General features: G+C 68.3%; 17 protein-coding genes. 15 read left to right on the forward strand and 2 right to left on the reverse strand.

The features are described from left to right. Positions 1 to 12: 12 nt before the first annotated feature. From H261_RS00185 to rpe, 8 genes are all read left to right on the forward strand, one after another. On the forward strand, positions 13 to 252 hold the full coding sequence (locus H261_RS00185; RefSeq protein WP_008612980.1) for an Lrp/AsnC ligand binding domain-containing protein: 240 nt from the start codon (positions 13 to 15) through the stop codon (positions 250 to 252). Positions 253 to 442: 190 nt separating this feature from the next. Beyond that, positions 443 to 865 (forward strand): rubrerythrin family protein, encoded by a 423-nt coding sequence (locus tag H261_RS00190; RefSeq protein WP_008612981.1) that lies wholly within the window; start codon positions 443 to 445, stop codon positions 863 to 865. A gap of 59 nt (positions 866 to 924) precedes the next feature. Then, positions 925 to 2,319 carry a (Fe-S)-binding protein gene (locus H261_RS00195; RefSeq protein ID WP_008612982.1) on the forward strand — a complete coding sequence of 465 codons (1,395 nt, stop codon included), beginning with the start codon at positions 925 to 927 and terminating at the stop codon, positions 2,317 to 2,319. Between the two features lie 93 nt (positions 2,320 to 2,412). Further along, positions 2,413 to 2,994 carry a DUF3501 family protein gene (locus H261_RS00200; RefSeq protein WP_008612983.1) on the forward strand — a complete coding sequence of 194 codons (582 nt, stop codon included), beginning with the start codon at positions 2,413 to 2,415 and terminating at the stop codon, positions 2,992 to 2,994. A gap of 128 nt (positions 2,995 to 3,122) precedes the next feature. Beyond that, a complete protein-coding gene (gene glpX, locus H261_RS00205; protein WP_008612993.1) occupies positions 3,123 to 4,097 on the forward strand; it encodes a class II fructose-bisphosphatase in 975 nt (324 codons plus the stop codon). 32 nt (positions 4,098 to 4,129) lie between these two features. Next, a complete protein-coding gene (gene tkt / locus H261_RS00210; RefSeq protein WP_008612994.1) occupies positions 4,130 to 6,103 on the forward strand; it encodes a transketolase in 1,974 nt (657 codons plus the stop codon). Positions 6,104 to 6,145: 42 nt separating this feature from the next. Continuing rightward, complete coding sequence (fba, locus tag H261_RS00215) at positions 6,146 to 7,210, forward strand: class II fructose-bisphosphate aldolase (RefSeq protein ID WP_008612998.1); 1,065 nt, start codon at positions 6,146 to 6,148, stop codon at positions 7,208 to 7,210. Positions 7,211 to 7,309: 99 nt separating this feature from the next. Continuing rightward, positions 7,310 to 7,951 (forward strand): ribulose-phosphate 3-epimerase, encoded by a 642-nt coding sequence (rpe, locus tag H261_RS00220; protein ID WP_008612999.1) that lies wholly within the window; start codon positions 7,310 to 7,312, stop codon positions 7,949 to 7,951. On the opposite strand, the gene H261_RS00225 is transcribed toward rpe, so the two are convergent. Together H261_RS00225 and H261_RS00230 are read right to left on the reverse strand one after the other, a co-directional pair. Further along, positions 7,948 to 8,373: a VOC family protein gene (locus tag H261_RS00225; RefSeq protein ID WP_008613000.1), complete on the reverse strand. Its 426-nt coding sequence runs from the start codon at positions 8,371 to 8,373 to the stop codon at positions 7,948 to 7,950. The two genes, rpe and H261_RS00225, sit on opposite strands and share 4 nt — an antisense overlap. Then, positions 8,352 to 9,002 (reverse strand): pyridoxamine 5'-phosphate oxidase family protein, encoded by a 651-nt coding sequence (locus tag H261_RS00230; RefSeq protein ID WP_008613001.1) that lies wholly within the window; start codon positions 9,000 to 9,002, stop codon positions 8,352 to 8,354. The genes H261_RS00225 and H261_RS00230 overlap by 22 nt, the downstream gene beginning before the upstream one ends. A gap of 96 nt (positions 9,003 to 9,098) precedes the next feature. On the opposite strand from H261_RS00230, the gene pdxR reads away from it, so the two are divergent. The 7 genes from pdxR (at position 9,099) to phoB (ending at position 16,758) form a co-directional block, all read left to right on the forward strand. Continuing rightward, positions 9,099 to 10,544, forward strand: coding sequence for a MocR-like pyridoxine biosynthesis transcription factor PdxR (gene pdxR / locus H261_RS00235; RefSeq protein ID WP_008613002.1), 1,446 nt, complete (start codon positions 9,099 to 9,101; stop codon positions 10,542 to 10,544). A 124-nt stretch (positions 10,545 to 10,668) separates the two neighbouring features. Next, positions 10,669 to 11,703 (forward strand): PstS family phosphate ABC transporter substrate-binding protein, encoded by a 1,035-nt coding sequence (locus H261_RS00240; RefSeq protein ID WP_008613003.1) that lies wholly within the window; start codon positions 10,669 to 10,671, stop codon positions 11,701 to 11,703. 63 nt (positions 11,704 to 11,766) lie between these two features. Then, a complete protein-coding gene (gene pstC / locus H261_RS00245) occupies positions 11,767 to 13,140 on the forward strand; it encodes a phosphate ABC transporter permease subunit PstC (protein WP_008613005.1) in 1,374 nt (457 codons plus the stop codon). Position 13,141: 1 nt separating this feature from the next. Next, positions 13,142 to 14,455, forward strand: coding sequence for a phosphate ABC transporter permease PstA (pstA, locus tag H261_RS00250; protein ID WP_008613007.1), 1,314 nt, complete (start codon positions 13,142 to 13,144; stop codon positions 14,453 to 14,455). Positions 14,456 to 14,460: 5 nt separating this feature from the next. Beyond that, entirely contained in the window at positions 14,461 to 15,240 is a 780-nt protein-coding gene (pstB, locus tag H261_RS00255; RefSeq protein WP_008613009.1) for a phosphate ABC transporter ATP-binding protein PstB, read from the forward strand. A 103-nt stretch (positions 15,241 to 15,343) separates the two neighbouring features. After that, complete coding sequence (gene phoU / locus H261_RS00260) at positions 15,344 to 16,039, forward strand: phosphate signaling complex protein PhoU (protein ID WP_008613010.1); 696 nt, start codon at positions 15,344 to 15,346, stop codon at positions 16,037 to 16,039. Continuing rightward, positions 16,036 to 16,758: a phosphate regulon transcriptional regulator PhoB gene (gene phoB, locus H261_RS00265; protein ID WP_008613013.1), complete on the forward strand. Its 723-nt coding sequence runs from the start codon at positions 16,036 to 16,038 to the stop codon at positions 16,756 to 16,758. Before phoU ends, phoB begins: the two co-directional genes overlap by 4 nt. The last annotated feature ends 85 nt before the right edge of the window (positions 16,759 to 16,843 follow it).

Below are 16,843 nucleotides of genomic sequence, written 5' to 3' on the forward strand. Positions count from 1 at the left end.
AAGGCGTCCCCCATGCAGACCATCTTCGTCCAGGTGAAATGCGAACTGGGGCTGGCCTATCAGGTCGCCGACGAGGCTGTCGATATCGAGCAGGTCTCGGAGGTCCACTCCATCTCCGGCCAGTACGACCTGATGGTGAAGTGCTACCTGGACGATTCGGCCGATATCGGCCAGTTCGTGGTGGATACCATCCAGCGCCTGCCGGGCGTCAAGGATACCTTCACCCTGATCGCCTTCAAGGCGTTCTCCTGAAGTCTTGTTGGGCCGGACTGCCGCCGGGGCGGTGAAATCCACCCACCTCACACTTTAGAATTATTTTAAAGCCGTGACATCCTCCCCACCTTCCTGACAGGGCCTCTCCGTTCCGGGCCTTTGGCCTCGGACGGCGGCGCCTTCCCCGACGCGCCCCATGACGGTCGCGAGGACCAGCAGGAGGAACCCCATGGCATCCCTGAACGGCTCCAAGACTATGGACAACCTGAAGGCGGCCTTTGCCGGCGAGAGCCAGGCCAACCGCCGCTACCTCTATTTCGCCCAGAAGGCGGACGTGGAGGGACACAACGACGTCTCCGCCCTGTTCCGCTCGACGGCGGAGGGCGAGACCGGCCACGCCTTCGGCCACCTGGAATTCCTGGAGGCGGTGGGCGACCCGGCCACCGGCCAGCCCATCGGCCCCACCGATTCCAACCTCAAGGCGGCGGTTGCCGGCGAGACCCACGAATACACCGACATGTATCCCGGCATGGCCCGTACCGCCCGCGACGAGGGTTTCGACGAGATCGCCGACTGGTTCGAGACCCTGGCCAAGGCGGAGAAATCCCATGCCGGCCGTTTCCAGAAGGCCCTGGACGGAATGGGAAGCTGACGCTTCTGTCCGCGCCCTGTGCGGGCAGGATGCCTGCGCTCCAAGGAGGACGGCTTTCCTTGGGGCGCGGCCGTCCCGGCCGCATCGCCTTGAAGGAGGACATCATGCGCGAAGGCAGCCTGGAAGCCCCCACCCGCCATGCCCATGACTGGCGGAGTCCCGATTACCTGGACCCGACCAGGGTGGACGCGGAGCTGCGCCGCCAGTTCGAGATCTGCCACGGCTGCCGCCGCTGCTTCAACCTGTGCGATTCCTTCCCCCGCCTGTTCGACCTGATCGACGCGGCGGGCGATGCCGAGCTGGCGGGTGTTTCCACCCCGGCGCTGAAGCCGGTGGTCGACGCCTGCACGCTCTGCGACATGTGCTTCATGACCAAGTGTCCCTACGTGCCGCCCCACGCGTTCGACCTGGACATCCCCCACCTGATGGTGCGCTACCGCGCCATGGAGACGGCCCGGGGAAACACGCCCTTCGTCGCCCGCCAGCTGACCCGGACCGACCGTAACGGAAGGCTGGCCGGGCTGGCCCCCGCCCTGGCCAACTGGGCGACACGGCGCGGCAACCGCCTGACCCGGCCGCTGCTCAAGCTGGCCGCCGGCATCCATCCCGATGCCGACCTGCCCCGCTATCACGCCGACACCCTGGAAAAACGCGCCAGGGCCGGGGCGCCGCCCATCAACCAATCCGCCCCCGCTTTGGGGCGCAAGGCGGTGCTGTTCGCCACCTGCTTCGGCAATTACAACAATCCCGACATCGGTTCCGCCGCCCGCGCCGTGCTGGCCCATAACGGCGTGGTCACCGAGCTGGTCTATCCCGAATGCTGCGGCATGCCGCAACTGGAGCACGGCGAGATGGAGGAGGTGGCGCGCAAGGCCCGCTCCGTCGCCCGATCCCTGGGCGAATGGATCGACAAGGGCTGGGACATCGTCGCCCTGGTGCCGTCCTGCGCCCTGATGCTGAAATTCGAGTGGCCGCTGATCGAGCCCGGCGACGAGGCGGTCCGGCAACTGGCTGCCGCCACCTGGGACATCACCGAATACATCGTCGACATCGCCCGCAAGGAGGGCCTCGCCCCCGGCTTGAAGCCGGTGCCGGACGGCGTGGTGCTGCACCTGTCCTGCCACGCCCGCGCCCAGAACATGGGGGCCAAGGGCGCCGACCTGCTGCGCCTGATCCCCGACACCCCGGTCAAGGTGGTGGAACGCTGCTCGGGCCACGGCGGATCGTGGGGGATCAAGACCGGGTTCTTCCCGGTGGCGCTGAAGGTGGGCAAGCCCGCCGCCCGCCAGGCCGCCGACAGCGGCTGCGGCCACTTGGCCGCCGAATGCCCCCTGGCCGGGGCGCATGTGGCCCAGGGGATCGAGGGCATCGACCCCGCCTCACGGCTCAAATCCTCGCGCCATCCCGTCGAGATTTTCGCCGCCGCCTACGGCTTGAGCGGAGGGAACCGGTGAACCGGGCCCCGACTAGGCCCAAGGGGTCGCGCTGCTTATGCCGCGAAAGCCAAGCGGAATTTATCGAGGCGTCGCTATGAAAGGGAACGGAAAATGACCGTCATCACTCCCGCCGACATCCTGCCGCTCGACGCCTATGAGAGGGTGCGGCCCCAGACCCGCGCCGCCATCATCGCCCTGAAGCGCAACCGCCGGCTGGCGGTGGGGCCGCATGTCACGGTGTTCTTCGAATGCCGCGACACCATGCTCTACCAGATTCACGAGATGCTGCGCGCCGAGAAGGGCGGCGCGGCCCAGTTGGAAGGCGAGTTGGAGGCCTACAATTCCCTGATCCCCAACGGCGGCGAGCTGATCGCCACCCTGATGATCGAGATCGACGACGAAGGCCTGCGCCACCGGGTGCTGTCGGGGCTGGGCGGCATCGAGGAGAGCATCGCGCTCGAGGTGGACGGCGAAGCCGTCGCCGCCCGCCCCGAGACCGACGTGGAACGCACCACCGCCGACGGCAAGACCTCGTCGGTGCATTTCCTCCACTTCCCCTTCACCCCCGCCCAGATCGAGCGCTTCCGCCGCCCCGGCGCCCGGGTGGTGTTCACCGTTTCCCATCCCGGCTACGGCCACATGGCGGTGCTGCCGCCGGCCACCATGGCCGCGTTGGCGGGCGACTTTTCCTAACTCCCCATCCGGGTGGCACGGGGCCTATCCACAAGAATCTTGCGGATAGGTCCGAACGGGTGTTCCTACGCTTGACCCGGCCCCCCACTATCGGCCAAAACACCTCACCGGAAATTGGATGTTGGCCGATGACCGAACAGTGCAAGCCTGGGACCGGCAGCGGGACCATCGGAGCCTATGAACTGCGCCGCGCCACCGAGGCGGCGGCGCGGGCCGCCTATGCCTGGATCGGGCGCGGCGACAAGGCCCTGGCCGACGATGCCGCCGTCTCCGCCATGCAGGCCGGGCTGGACAGCCTGAACCTGGACGGGCGGATGCTGGTGGGCGAAGGCCCCGCCGACGAGATCGGCATGCTCTATCACGGCCAGCGCTTCGGCTCCGGCACGGCCGAGCCCGCCTGGGACCTGGTGGTCGATCCGCTGGAGGGCACCTCGTTCCTGGCCAAGGGGATGACCAACGCCATGGCGGTGGTAGCCATGGCGCCCCACGGCAGCCTGTTCGACCCGGCTCCGGCCCGCTATATGGAAAAGCTGGCCGCTCCGCCCGCCGCCAAGGGAAAAATCGATCCCCAGGCCCCGGTGGCCGAGCGGTTGCGGCAATTATCCGGGGCGCTGAACAAGCCGGTCGAGGACATCACCGTCTACGTGATCGAGAAACCGCGCCACAAGGCGCTGGTCCAGGCCATCCACGCCGCCGGGGCCCGCGTCGCCCTCTATCCGGCCGGCGACGTGGCCGGCGCCCTGATGGCGGCCATTCCCGGTTCCGGCATCGACGCCCTGATGGGCACCGGCGGCACGCCCGAAGGCCTGCTGTCGGCCATGGCCATCCGCGCCATGGGCGGCGAGTTCCTCGGCCGCATCGACCCGCAGCTGGCCACCGAGGCCGCCGCCGTCCAGGCCGCCGGCATGGACCTTGGCCGCTGGTACCTGTTATCCGAGATGGTCCGCACCGACGACGTGGTGTTCTGCGCCACCGGGATCACCACCGGCCTGCTGCTCGACGGCGTCGAGCGCACCCGCGAATCGGAAAAGACCCAGACCCTGATGATCGGCGGGGCCGCCGGGCCGCGCCAGATGCTGACCTCGTGGCACCACCGCGCCTGACTTGACCCTTCACTTTAGTTAAGGACTCCTCGATGACCACCCACGCCGCAATGGCCAATGCCATCCGCTTCCTGACCATGGACGCCATCGAGAAGTCCAAATCGGGGCATCCCGGCATGCCCATGGGCATGGCCGACGTGGCCACCGTGCTGTTCTCGCGCTTCCTCAAGTTCGATGCCAAGGCCCCCAAATGGGCTGACCGCGACCGCTTTGTGCTGTCGGCCGGTCATGGCTCCATGCTGCTCTACGCCCTGGGCTACCTGACCGGCTTCGACGACCTTTCCGATATCGAGCAGATCAGAAATTTCCGCCAGTTGGGCTACCGCACCGCCGGCCACCCGGAATTCGGCCACGTCGCCATCGCCGAGACCACCACCGGCCCGCTGGGCCAGGGCATCGCCAACGCCGTGGGCTTCGCCCTGGCCGAGAAGATGGCCGCCGCCCGCCATGGCGCCGACATCGTCGACCACTACACCTACGTCATGGCCGGCGACGGCTGCCTGATGGAGGGCCTCAGCCAGGAGGCCATTTCCCTGGCCGGCGTGTGGAACCTGTCCAAGCTGATCGTACTGTGGGACGACAACCACATCTGCATCGACGGCGACACCGCGGTGTCCACCTCGGACGACCAACTGGCCCGCTTCGCCGCCTCCAACTGGGACGTGTGCCGCGTCGATGGCCATGACCCCGAGGCCATCGCCACCGCCATCGAAGCCGCCCGGCAAACCGGCCAGCCCAGCCTGATCGCCTGCCGCACCACTATCGGCAAGGGCGCCCCCACCAAGGCGGGCAGCGAGAAGGTTCACGGCGCGCCGCTGGGCGGTGACGAGATCGCCGCCGCGCGGACCGCCGCCGACTGGCCGCACGCTCCCTTCGAGATTCCCGCCGACGTGCTGTCCGCCTGGCGCGCCGCCGGGAGCAAAGGCGCGGCGGCCCGCGCCCAGTGGGAGAAGCGCCTGGGCGCCTATGGGGCCAAGGCCGAGTTCGAGCGCACCAATACCGGCCAGTTGCCCGAAGCCTGGAAGCAGGCGGTGTCGGCCTTCAAGCAGAAGGTCTCCGCCGAACAGCCCAAATGGGCCACCCGCAAGGCCAGCCAGGAAGTGCTGGAAGCGCTGACCCCCGCCATCCCCGAGATGATCGGCGGCTCGGCCGACCTCACCCACTCGAATCTCACCATCACCAAGGCCACCAAGCCGGTGTCGGCCAGGGACTTCTCGGGCCGCTACATCCATTACGGCGTGCGCGAACACGGCATGGCCGCCATCATGAACGGCCTGTCGCTCCACGGCGGTTTCATCCCCTATGGCGGCACCTTCCTGATCTTCGCCAACTACCTGTGGCCGGCGCTGCGCATGAGCGCCATGATGGACCAGCGGGTGCTCTACGTGCTGACCCACGATTCCATCGGCCTGGGCGAGGACGGCCCCACCCACCAGCCCATCGAGACCCTGGCGGCGCTGCGCGCCACCCCCAACGTGCTGGTGTTCCGCCCCGCCGATCCGGTGGAGACCATGGAGGCCTACGAGGCCGCCCTGGAAAACACCACCGGCCCCAGCGTCTTCGCCCTGTCGCGCCAGAACCTGCCGACGCTGCGCACCACCCACACCGACGAGAACCTCACCGCCAAGGGCGCCTATGTGCTGGCCGAGGCGGAGGGAAGCAAGCGCCAGGTCACCCTGATCGCCACCGGCTCGGAAGTCAGCCTGGCCATGGAGGCCCGCAAGCTGCTGGCCGGCAAGGGCATCGCGGCCGCCGTGGTCTCCATGCCCTGCTGGGAACTGTTCGAACGCCAGCCGAAGGAGTATCGTTCGGCTGTGCTGGGTGAAGGCACCGTGCGGGTCGCCGTCGAGGCGCTGGGCACCTTCGGGTGGGAGCGCTGGACCGGTGAAAACGGCGCCGTCATCGGCATGAACGGCTTCGGAGCCTCGGCCCCCGCCGAGAAACTCTACGAGCATTTCGGCATTACCGCCCAAGCGGTGGCCGACGCCGCCCAGGCCCGCCTCTAAGACGGGCCGGACCGGAAAACGCCAGGAAGGAGATGAAGTAAGATGTCCCTTGTTTCCATGCGCCAGCTCCTCGACCACGCCGCGGAGAACGGCTACGGCATTCCCGCCTTCAACGTGAACAACATGGAGCAGGTCAAGGCGATCATGGAGGCCGCCTCGGCCACCGATTCGCCCGTCATCCTCCAGGCCTCGGCCGGCGCCCGCAAGTATGCCGGCGAGCCCTTCCTCCGCCACCTGATCCTCGCCGCCATCGAGGCGTTCCCCCAGGTTCCGGTCTGCATGCACCAGGACCACGGCACCAGCCCGGCCATCAACGTGCGGGCCATCCAGTCCGGCTTCTCGTCGGTGATGATGGACGGCTCGCTCAAGGAAGACGGCAAGACTCCCGCCAGCTGGGACTACAACGTCGACGTCACCCGGCGGGTGGTCGATATCGCCCATGCCTGCGGCGTCTCGGTCGAGGGTGAGCTGGGCTGCCTGGGCTCGCTGGAAAGCGGCATGGCGGGCGAGGAGGACGGCGTCGGCGCCGAGGGCAAGCTGGACCATTCCCAGCTGCTGACCGACCCGAACGAGGCCGCCGAATTCGTCAAGCTGACCCAGGTGGACGCCCTGGCCATCGCCATCGGCACCAGCCACGGCGCCTATAAGTTCACCCGTCCGCCGACCGGCGAAGTGCTGGCCATCAAGCGCATCAAGGAAATCCACGCCCGCATCCCCAACACCCATCTGGTGATGCACGGCTCCTCCTCGGTGCCCCAGGACCTGCTGAAGATCGTCAACGATTTCGGCGGCGATCTGGGCCAGACCTACGGCGTGCCGGTCGAGGAAATCGTCGAGGGCATCAAGCACGGCGTGCGCAAGATCAACATCGACACCGATCTGCGTCTGGCCGTCACCGGCACCATCCGCAAGTACTTCCACGACAACCCCAAGAAGTTCGACCCCCGCGACTACCTGAAGCCCTCCATCGCCGCCATGGTCAAGGTCTGCACGTCGCGCTACGAAGCCTTCGGCACCGCCGGCCAGGCCTCGAAGATCAAGGTGATCGGGCTGGAGGACATGAGCAGCCGCTACGCCAAGGGCGAGCTGGCTCCCAAGGTGAACTGAGAAACCTCAACATGTCGTCACCCCCGGGCTCGTCCCGGGGGGGCCATGGATGGCCGGGTCAAGCCCGGCCATGACGATTTCTAAGACAGGACCACCCCCATGACCGTCAAGATCGCGCCTTCCATCCTGTCCGCCGACTTCGCCCGCCTGGGCGATGAGGTCAGGGCCATCGACGAGGCCGGCTGCGACTGGGTGCATATCGACGTCATGGACGGCCACTTCGTGCCGAATCTCACCTTCGGCCCGGCCATCATCAAGGCCATCCGGCCCTATACCACCAAGGTCTTCGACGTCCACCTGATGATCGACCCGGCCCAGCCCTATATCGAGGACTACGCCAAGGCCGGGGCCGACATCATCGTGGTGCACGCCGAGGCCGACAAGCACCTGGACCGCTCGCTGCAGCTGATCCGCTCGCTGGGCAAGAAGGCCGGCGTGTCGCTCAACCCCTCGACCCCCGAGACCGTCCTGGAATACGTCATGGACAAGCTCGACCTGGTGCTGGTGATGAGCGTCAATCCCGGCTTCGGCGGCCAGAGCTTCATCGAGGCCCAACTGGAAAAGATCGCCCGCATCAAAAGGATGATCGGCCACCGCATGATCGACCTGGAAGTGGACGGCGGCGTCACCGCCGACAACGCCCACCGCGTGGTCGCCGCCGGCGCCAACGTCCTGGTGGCCGGCTCGGCGGTGTTCAAGACCAAGGATTATGCTGCTAATATTGCGGCGTTGCGGCGCTAATCCGGCAGCGTCAGCCTCCCGTCCTCGCCCAGATTGAAGCCGGGATTCCACGCCACCTCCCAGGCGAAGCCGTCGGGATCGGCGAAATAGCCGCTGTAGCCGCCCCAGAACGCCTCCTCGGCCGGTTTGAGCAGGCGGGCTCCGGCCGCCACCGCTTCGGCCAGCACCCTATCCACCTCGTCGCGGCTGCGGGTGTTGTAGGCCAGGGCGAAACCGGGAAAGCCGCTGCCCTCGGCCGACAGGCGGGCATCGGCGGCAAGGTCGCTCCGGGGATAGAGCGACAGGGCCAGGCCGCCCATCTGATAGAAGGCGACGCCTTCGGCCGCCGCCACCTTGCGCCGCCAGCCCAGCCCTTCATAGAAGGCCCGCGCCCGGTCAAGGTCGGCGACGCCCAGGGTGATCAGACTGATGCGTGGTTCCATGGCGTCTCTCCTCGAGACGAGGATGCCCCCTCGCCGCCGCCATCGGCAACAGGTTCCCCCCGCGCCTGCATCACCGGCACCACACCTGCCCACACCGGCCAGGATATGTCCGCCTCGTCGTCCACCGGCGGGCCGGAGCGGGTCTTGGCCGATCCCTCGGTGATGGCCAGCGCCAGCAGCCTTGTGGCCGCCAGTTCCTTGGCGGTGACCGGCCGCACGGCGGCGCTGCGCCCCGGCGCCAGCTTGTCGATCAGGGCGGCGAAGGCGGCTTCCTTCTCCGCCGGATCGGTGACCTCCACCGCCCGGCCGAACAGCACGACCGACCGGTAGTTCATGGAATGGTGAAAGGCCGAGCGGGCCAGCACCATTCCGTCCACCAGGGTCGCGGTAATGCACAGCTCGGCCCCCGCCGCCATGGCCTTGGCGAGGCGCGAGCCCTGGCCTCCGTGGAACAGCACGCGGTCGCCCATGCGCCAGTGGGTGGTTGGTATACCGACCGGTCGCCCATCCTCGACGAAGGCCACGGTGCAGACCAGCGCCTCGTCGAGGATGGCGGCGATGACCGCGGGGTCGAAGCTGCCCCGCTGGGGCCGCTGGCGGAACGTGGTACGGTCGGTTCTGGCAAGCATGCTGGTCTCTCCTTTCCCATCTATACTGCCCAACGGGTGGTTCCCTGTGAAGGTCCAGTTCTTCTATGATGATAGAACCACTTCGCAAGGCCCGCCATGTCCCTGCCCCTCGTCCTGCCCGCCGATGACACCGGTCTGCCGCTGCACCGCCGGCTCTATCTCGGCCTGCGCGAAGCCATCCTGGACGGGCGGCTGGCGGAGGGTGCCGCCCTGCCCTCGTCGCGTACCCTGGCAGCGCAATTGGGCGTGGCCCGCAACACCGTGCTGGCCGCCTACGACCAGTTGGCGGCCGAGGGCTTCACCGAGGGTTTCCAGGGCTCGGCCACCAGGGTGGCGACCCGCCAGCGCCCGGTGGGGACGCCGCCATCCGCCCGCCCCGCTCCGCCCCCCGCCCTGGGCAGGCGCGCCCAGGCCTGGAACGCCGCCCCGCCCATGCTGATGGCGCGCGACCCGTCGCGCCCCCTCGCCCCCGGCGTGCCCGATCTGGCCGCCTTTCCCCATGCCGAGTGGCGCCGCGTACTGGGGCGGCTGTGGCGGCGCCCGCCGGTGGACCTGATGTGCGGCGTCGATCCCCTGGGCCATCCGCCGCTGCGCCGGGCCATCGCCGAGCATGTGGGACGGACGCGGGCGGTGCGCTGTGTTGCCGATCAGATCATGGTGGTGGGCGGCTCGCAGCAGGCCCTCGACCTGGTAGCCCGCGTGCTGCTGGAACCCGGCGAGACGGTGCTGGTGGAAGACCCCGGCTATGGCGGGGTGGCAGGCGTGCTGCGCGCCGCCGGCGCCCTGGCCGAGGCGGTGCCGGTGGACGCAGACGGCTTCGACCCCGTCTTGGCCGAGGCGCTGTGCCCCGAAGCCCGGCTGGCCTTCGTCACCCCGTCGCATCAGTTTCCCAGCGGGGCCACCATGCCGCTGTCCCGCCGCCTGGCCCTGGTCGGGTGGGCGGCGCGGCGGGACGGCTGGATCGTCGAGGACGATTACGACAGCGATTTCCGCCACTCGGGATCACCCACCGCCTCGCTGCAGGGTCTGGACCGCCATGGCCGGACGCTGTATCTCGGCACCTTCTCCAAGAGCATGTTCCCCGGCCTGCGCCTGGGCTGGCTGGTGGTGCCGCCGCCCCTGCTGCCGGCCTTCGTGGCGGCGCGGCGCACCGCCGACATGGCCCCGGCCGGACTGACCCAGGCGGCCATGGCCGCCTTCATGGAGGAAGGCCATTTCGGCGCCCACCTGCGGCGCATGCGCGCCCTGTACGGCAGGCGGCGGCGGGAACTGCTGGCGGCGGCGGAGCGCATCCTGGGGCCGGGCCTGCCGGTCACCGCCGGCGAGGCCGGCCTGCACGCCATCCTCTGGCTGCCGGAGGGCAGCGACGAGCAAGGGGCGGCGGAGGCGGCTCGTGCCCAGGGGCTGGCCCCGGCGCCGCTCGGTTTCCACCGTGTCACAAAAGGCCCGCCGGGACTGATCCTGGGCTATGGCAATCTGGCCGGATGGAGCCTGGATGAGGCGCTGAAACGGCTGAAAACCACCATCAGCCCCTTGATATAACCGGATTAATCTTTCCGTCACAAAAGCTTCACGCTTCCGTCGCCGGGCTGTAACACAGCACCGGTATAGTGTCGGCCGTGGGAGCTTAGCCTCCCCATCCCGTTGCCTGCCCTTCGGAGGTTCCATGTCCACCAAGACCCTGGCCGTCGCCGCAATCGCCCTGGCCGCCATCGCCACCGCCGGCGCGGCGCAAGCCCGCGATCAGATCCGCATCGTCGGCTCGTCCACCGTCTACCCGTTTTCGACCGCCGTGGCCGAGGCCTTCGGCAAGGCCGGCAAGTTCAAGACCCCGGTGGTGGAAAGCACCGGCTCGGGCGGCGGTCTCAGGCTGTTCTGCTCGGGCGTCGGCCCGGACTTTCCCGACGTGGCCAATTCGTCGCGCCGCATCAAGGCGTCCGAGGTCGAGTTCTGCGGCAAGAACGGCGTGACCGCCATCACCGAGATGAAGATCGGCTATGACGGCATCGTGCTGGCCTCGTCCAAGAAGGCCAAGCCCATCAACCTGACCCGCCAGCAGCTGTTCATGGCCCTGGCCAAGGACGTGCCCCAGGGCGGCAAGCTGGTGCCCAACCCCTATCAGAAGTGGAACCAGATCGATCCGTCGCTGCCCGATGCCAAGATCGTCGTGCTCGGCCCGCCGCCCACCTCGGGCACCCGCGACGCCTTCGTCGAGCTGGTCATGGAGACCGGCGCCGAGAAGTTCCCCGAGCTGGTCGAGCTGAAGAAGGCCGACGCCAAGGCCTTCCAGAAGGCCTACAGCGCCATCCGCGAGGACGGCGGCTACATCGAGGCCGGCGAGAACGACAACCTGATCGTCCAGAAGCTGGAAGCCAACACCGCCATCTTCGGCATCTTCGGCTATTCCTTCCTCGACCAGAACGGCGATAAGGTCCAGGGCGCCACCATCGAGGGCAACCAGCCGACCTTCGACAACATCGCGGCGGGCAAGTACACCGTGTCGCGCCCGCTGTTCTTCTATGTCAAGAAGGCCCATGTGGGGCAGATCGCCGGCATCAAGGAATTCGTCGGCGAATTCGCCTCGGAGAAGGCCTGGGGCAAGTCCGGCTATCTGGCCGACAAGGGCCTGATCCCCATGCCCGACGCCGAGCGTAAGGAATGGGCGGCCAAGGCCGCCGGCCTCGCCGACCTGAAGATGTGATCAAGCGGGGGGAACCGGAACGGTTCCCCCCTTCCTTTCGGTTTTCCCGGTCCGGTCATCGCCATGCCCACCATCCTCCTTACCCTGGTCCTGCTGGGCCTTGCCTCCGCCGCCTATCATCTGGGACGGGGCAAGGCCTTGTCGGTTTCGGCCGACGGCGCGCCGCTGCATTCGCTGCCCCGCTACCACGGCTATTACGTGGCCCTGTGGTGCGGCCTGCCCGCCCTGGCCCTGCTGGTCGCCTGGACCGTGCTGGAGCCCCAGGCGCTCCGCGCCCTGATGATCGCCGCCCTGCCGCCCGAGCTGCGCGGGCTGTCGTCCCAGCATCTGTCCCTGGTGGTCAACGAAGTGCGCAACGTCGCCCTGCACGGCGCCCAGCCCAGTTCGGCGGCGGTGGCCGAGGCGGCGCGGCATTACACCGCCCTGTCCGCCACCGGAAGCTGGCTGCTGACGGCGCTGTGCGCCGCCCTGGCCGTGGCCGGGCTGTCCTGGGGCCGTTCGCGCATCCACGCCGACGCCCGCATGCGCAACGCGGTGGAGCGGGTGGTGGGCGTCGCCCTGGTGGCTTGCTCGACGGTGGCCATCCTCACCACCATCGGCATCGTGCTGTCGCTGATCTTCGAATCCCTGCTGTTCTTCGAGCATGTTCCGCTGCACGCCTTCCTGTTCGGCACCGAATGGAGCCCGCAGATGGCCATCCGCGCCGATCAGGTGGGCAGCTCGGGGGCGTTCGGCGCCGTGCCGCTGTTCGCCGGCACCTTGCTGATCAGCGCCATCGCGCTGGCGGTGGCGGTGCCGTTGGGCCTGCTGTCGGCCATCTACATGTCGGAATACGCCCAGCCGCGCTTCCGCGCCGTGGCCAAGCCGCTGCTGGAGATCCTGGCCGGCATTCCCACCGTGGTCTACGGCTTCTTCGCCGTGCTGACCATCTCGCCCTTCCTGCGGGCCGTCGGCGCCAGGCTGGGCCTGGGCATCGAGGCGGAAAGCGCCCTGGCCGCCGGGCTGGTCATGGGCATCATGATCATTCCCTTCGTGTCGTCGCTGTCCGACGACGTCATCAACGCCGTGCCCCAATCCCTGCGCGAAGGCGCGCTGGGCCTGGGCGCCACCCGCTCGGAGACCGTCATCCAGGTGGTGATCCCCGCCGCCCTGCCCGGCATCATCGGCGGCGTGCTGCTGGCCGCGTCGCGGGCGATCGGCGAGACCATGATCGTGGTGATGGCCGCCGGCATGGCCGCCAACCTCACCGCCAATCCCTTCGCCGCCGTCACCACCGTCACCGTGCAGATCGTCACCCTGCTGGTGGGCGACCAGGAATTCGACAGTCCCAAGACCCTGGCGGCCTTCGCCCTGGGGCTGGTGCTGTTCTGCGTCACCCTGGCGCTGAACATCGTCGCCCTGCACATCGTCAACAAGTACCGAGAGAAGTATGACTGACATGGCCGAAATCACCGCCGCCCCGGCCGCCGCCCAAGCCGCGGCCCGAACCGACGTGATCGCCCGGCGCCTGGCGCGCCGCCACGCCGCCGAACGGCGCTTCCGCGCCATCGGCATCGGCGCGGTGGTGGTCTCGGTGGCCTTCCTGGGCACCCTGCTGTTCAACATCCTGTCCAACGGCTTCGGCGCCCTGCTGCAGACCCGCATCCTGCTGGACGTGGCCTTCGACCCGGCGGTGATGGACATCGGCGAGCGGCGCGACGCCGATTCCCTGGCTGCGGCCGATTACGGCGGGCTGGTCAAGGCGGCCATGGCGGCCCGCTTCCCCGAGGTCGCCAGCCGGGGCGAGAAGCGCGAGCTGAACGCCCTGCTGTCCAACGGGGCCGGCGACGCGCTGCGCCGCATGGTGCAGGATGATCCGAGGATCATCGGCACCACCCGGCCGATCTGGCTGATCGCCTCGTCGGACCTGGACATGGCCGTCAAGGGCATCATGCCGCGCCAGGCGGGGGCCGAGGGCTTGCGCTTCAGCGAGCGCCAGCTGGCCTGGATCGGCAAGCTGGAGGCCGAGGGCGCCCTGGCCCGCCAGTTCAACACCCGGCTGTTCACCGCCGGCGACTCGCGCGAGCCGGAGCTGGCCGGCCTGTTGGGCGCCATCGTCGGCTCGGCCTTCTCGCTGGGCATCACCTTGCTGATCTGCTTTCCCATCGGGGTGGCCACCGCCGTCTATCTCGAGGAATTCGCGCCCAAGAACCGCTGGACCGACCTGATCGAGGTCAACATCAACAATCTGGCGGCGGTGCCCTCGGTGGTGTTCGGCCTGCTGGGGCTGGCCATCTTCCTCAACACCTTCGGCCTGCCCCGCTCGGCGCCGCTGGTGGGCGGGCTGGTGCTGGCGCTGATCAGCCTGCCGACCATCATCATCGCCGGCCGCGCCGCCTTGAAGGCGGTGCCGCCCTCCATCCGCCAGGCGGCCATGGGCCTGGGGGCGTCCAAGCTGCAGACCGTCACCGACCACGTCCTGCCGCTGGCCATGCCCGGCATGCTGACCGGCACCATCCTGGGCATGGCCCATGCCCTGGGCGAGACGGCACCGCTGCTGATGATCGGCATGGTGGCCTTCATCGTCGACATTCCCGCCGGGCCGCTGGACCCCGCCGCCGTGTTGCCGGTCCAGGTCTATCTGTGGTCGGACAGCCCGGAACGCGGCTTCGTCGAGAAGACCTCGGCGGCGATCATCGTGCTGCTGGTCTTCCTGTCCCTGATGAATCTGGCGGCCATCTGGCTGCGCAAGAAATTCGAACGCCGGTGGTAGCCCCCATGAACCAGTACATTCCCAAGGGAACGGCCAAGGTCTCGGCGCGTGGCCTCGACGTCTTCTACGGCGACAAGCAGGCGCTGCACCATATCGACCTGGACATCGCCGCCGGCGAGGTCACCGCCCTGATCGGGCCGTCCGGCTGCGGCAAGTCCACCTTCCTGCGCTGTATCAACCGCATGAACGACCTGGTGGAGGGCGCCAGGGTCAGCGGGACGCTGACCCTGGACGGCAACGACATCCACGACCGCCGGCTGGACGTGGTGCAACTGCGCGCCCGGGTCGGCATGGTGTTCCAGAAGCCCAACCCCTTCCCCAAATCCATCTACGAGAACGTCGCCTACGGGCCGCGCATCCACGGCCTGGCCCGCGACCGGGCCGAGCTGGACGAGATCGTCATGAACAGCCTGGAAAAGGCCGGCCTGCTGGCCGAGGTGGAAAGCCGCCTGTCGGAATCCGGCACCAGCCTGTCGGGTGGCCAGCAGCAGCGCCTGTGCATCGCGCGGGCCATCGCGGTCAACCCCGAGGTGATCCTGATGGACGAGCCCTGCTCGGCGCTCGACCCCATCGCCACCGCCAAGGTCGAGGAACTGATCGACGAGTTGCGCGACAACTACACCATCGTCATCGTCACCCATTCCATGCAGCAGGCGGCCCGCGTCTCGCAGCGCACCGCCTTCTTCCACCTGGGCAAGCTGATCGAGGTGGGCGGCACCGAGGAGATCTTCACCAATCCCTGCGAACCGCTGACCCAGGGCTACATCACGGGCAGGTTCGGTTGATGAGCGAGGCGCAGCCGAAGCGCGGCGCCATTGCGGCGCCCGAAGCGAAGCGGAGGAGCCAAGGGTGCGCGAGCACCCACCCGGCATTTGAGGGGCACGCAAAGTGAGCGAGCATACGGTCAAATCCTACGACGACGAGCTGTCCCACCTGTCGGGCATGATCGCCCGCATGGGAGGGATGGCCGAGGCCCAGCTGGGTTCGGCGCTGCAATCCCTGGCCCGGCGCGACGACGATCTGGCCCACAAGGTGATCGACAGCGACGCCCGCATCGACGAACTGGACCACGAGGTGGACAGCTTCGCGGTGCGCCTGCTGGCGCTGCGCCAGCCCATGGCCGGCGACCTGCGCCACATCGTGGCGGCGCTGAACATCTCGGGCGAGATCGAGCGCATCGGCGATTACGCCGCCAACGTGGCCAAGCGGGTCCTGGTGCTCAACCAGCTTCCCCCCACCTCCAGGGCCGCCGGCGTAATCCGCCTGGGCGAACTGGTGCAGGCCCTGCTGAAGGACATCCTGGATGCCTATGTGGACCGCGACCTGGACAAGGCCATCGGCGTCTGGGGACGCGACGAGGACGTGGATTCCCGCTACAATGCCGTCTTCCGCGACCTGCTCGCCCAGATGACCGGGGATCCCGGCACCATCACCGCTTCGACCCACCTGCTATTCATCGCCAAGAACATGGAACGCATCGGCGACCACGCCACCAACATCGCCGAGACCCTGCACTTCCAGATTCTCGGCACCCAGCCCAAGGGCGAGCGGCCCAAGGGCATTTCCCCCGGAGCCCAGGAATGACCGCCCGCGACACCGCCAATCCCTCCAAGCCCCTGGTCCTGGTCGTCGAGGACGAGGCGGCGCTGGCCACCATGCTGCGCTACAACCTGGAAAAGGAAGGCTACCGCGTCGCCGAGGCCGGCGACGGCGAGGAGGCGCTGACCCTGCTGGCCGAGCGCAAGCCCGACCTGGTGCTGCTGGACTGGATGCTGCCCTCGCTGTCGGGCATCGAGATCTGCCGCCAGATCCGCCGCAAGCCCGCCACCCGCGAGCTGCCCATCATCATGCTGACCGCCCGGGGCGAGGAAGGCGACAAGATCAGGGGGCTGAACACCGGCGCCGACGATTACCTGACCAAGCCGTTCTCGCTGCCCGAGCTGATGGCCCGGGTGCGCGCCCTGTTGCGCCGCGCCCAGCCGGTCAGCCAGAAGGGCCAGATCGGCTGGGGCGACATCACCATGGATCTGGCCGCCCACCGGGTGACGCGCGGCGGCAAGGCCATCCATCTCGGCCCCACCGAATTCCGCCTGCTGCAATTCTTCATCCAGCATCCCGGCACGGTGTTCTCGCGCGAGGAATTGCTGGACGCCGTATGGGGGCCGGACATCTACGTGGAGCCGCGCACCGTCGACGTCCACATCCGCCGCCTGAGGAAGGCGCTCAACTGCGACACCGAGGCCGACATCATCCGTACGGTGCGCGCCGCCGGCTATGCCCTGGACAGCGAGGACGCTGCGTAAAACCCACACACCTTAAACCGTTGAAACTTTCCAAGCCCCGCCTGTATGATCCGCCCGCCTTCCGTCCGGGAGGCGCGTCGAGGCA

The sequence above is a fragment of the Paramagnetospirillum caucaseum genome (assembly GCF_000342045.1).
Taxonomy (GTDB): Bacteria; Pseudomonadota; Alphaproteobacteria; order Rhodospirillales; family Magnetospirillaceae; genus Phaeospirillum; species Phaeospirillum caucaseum.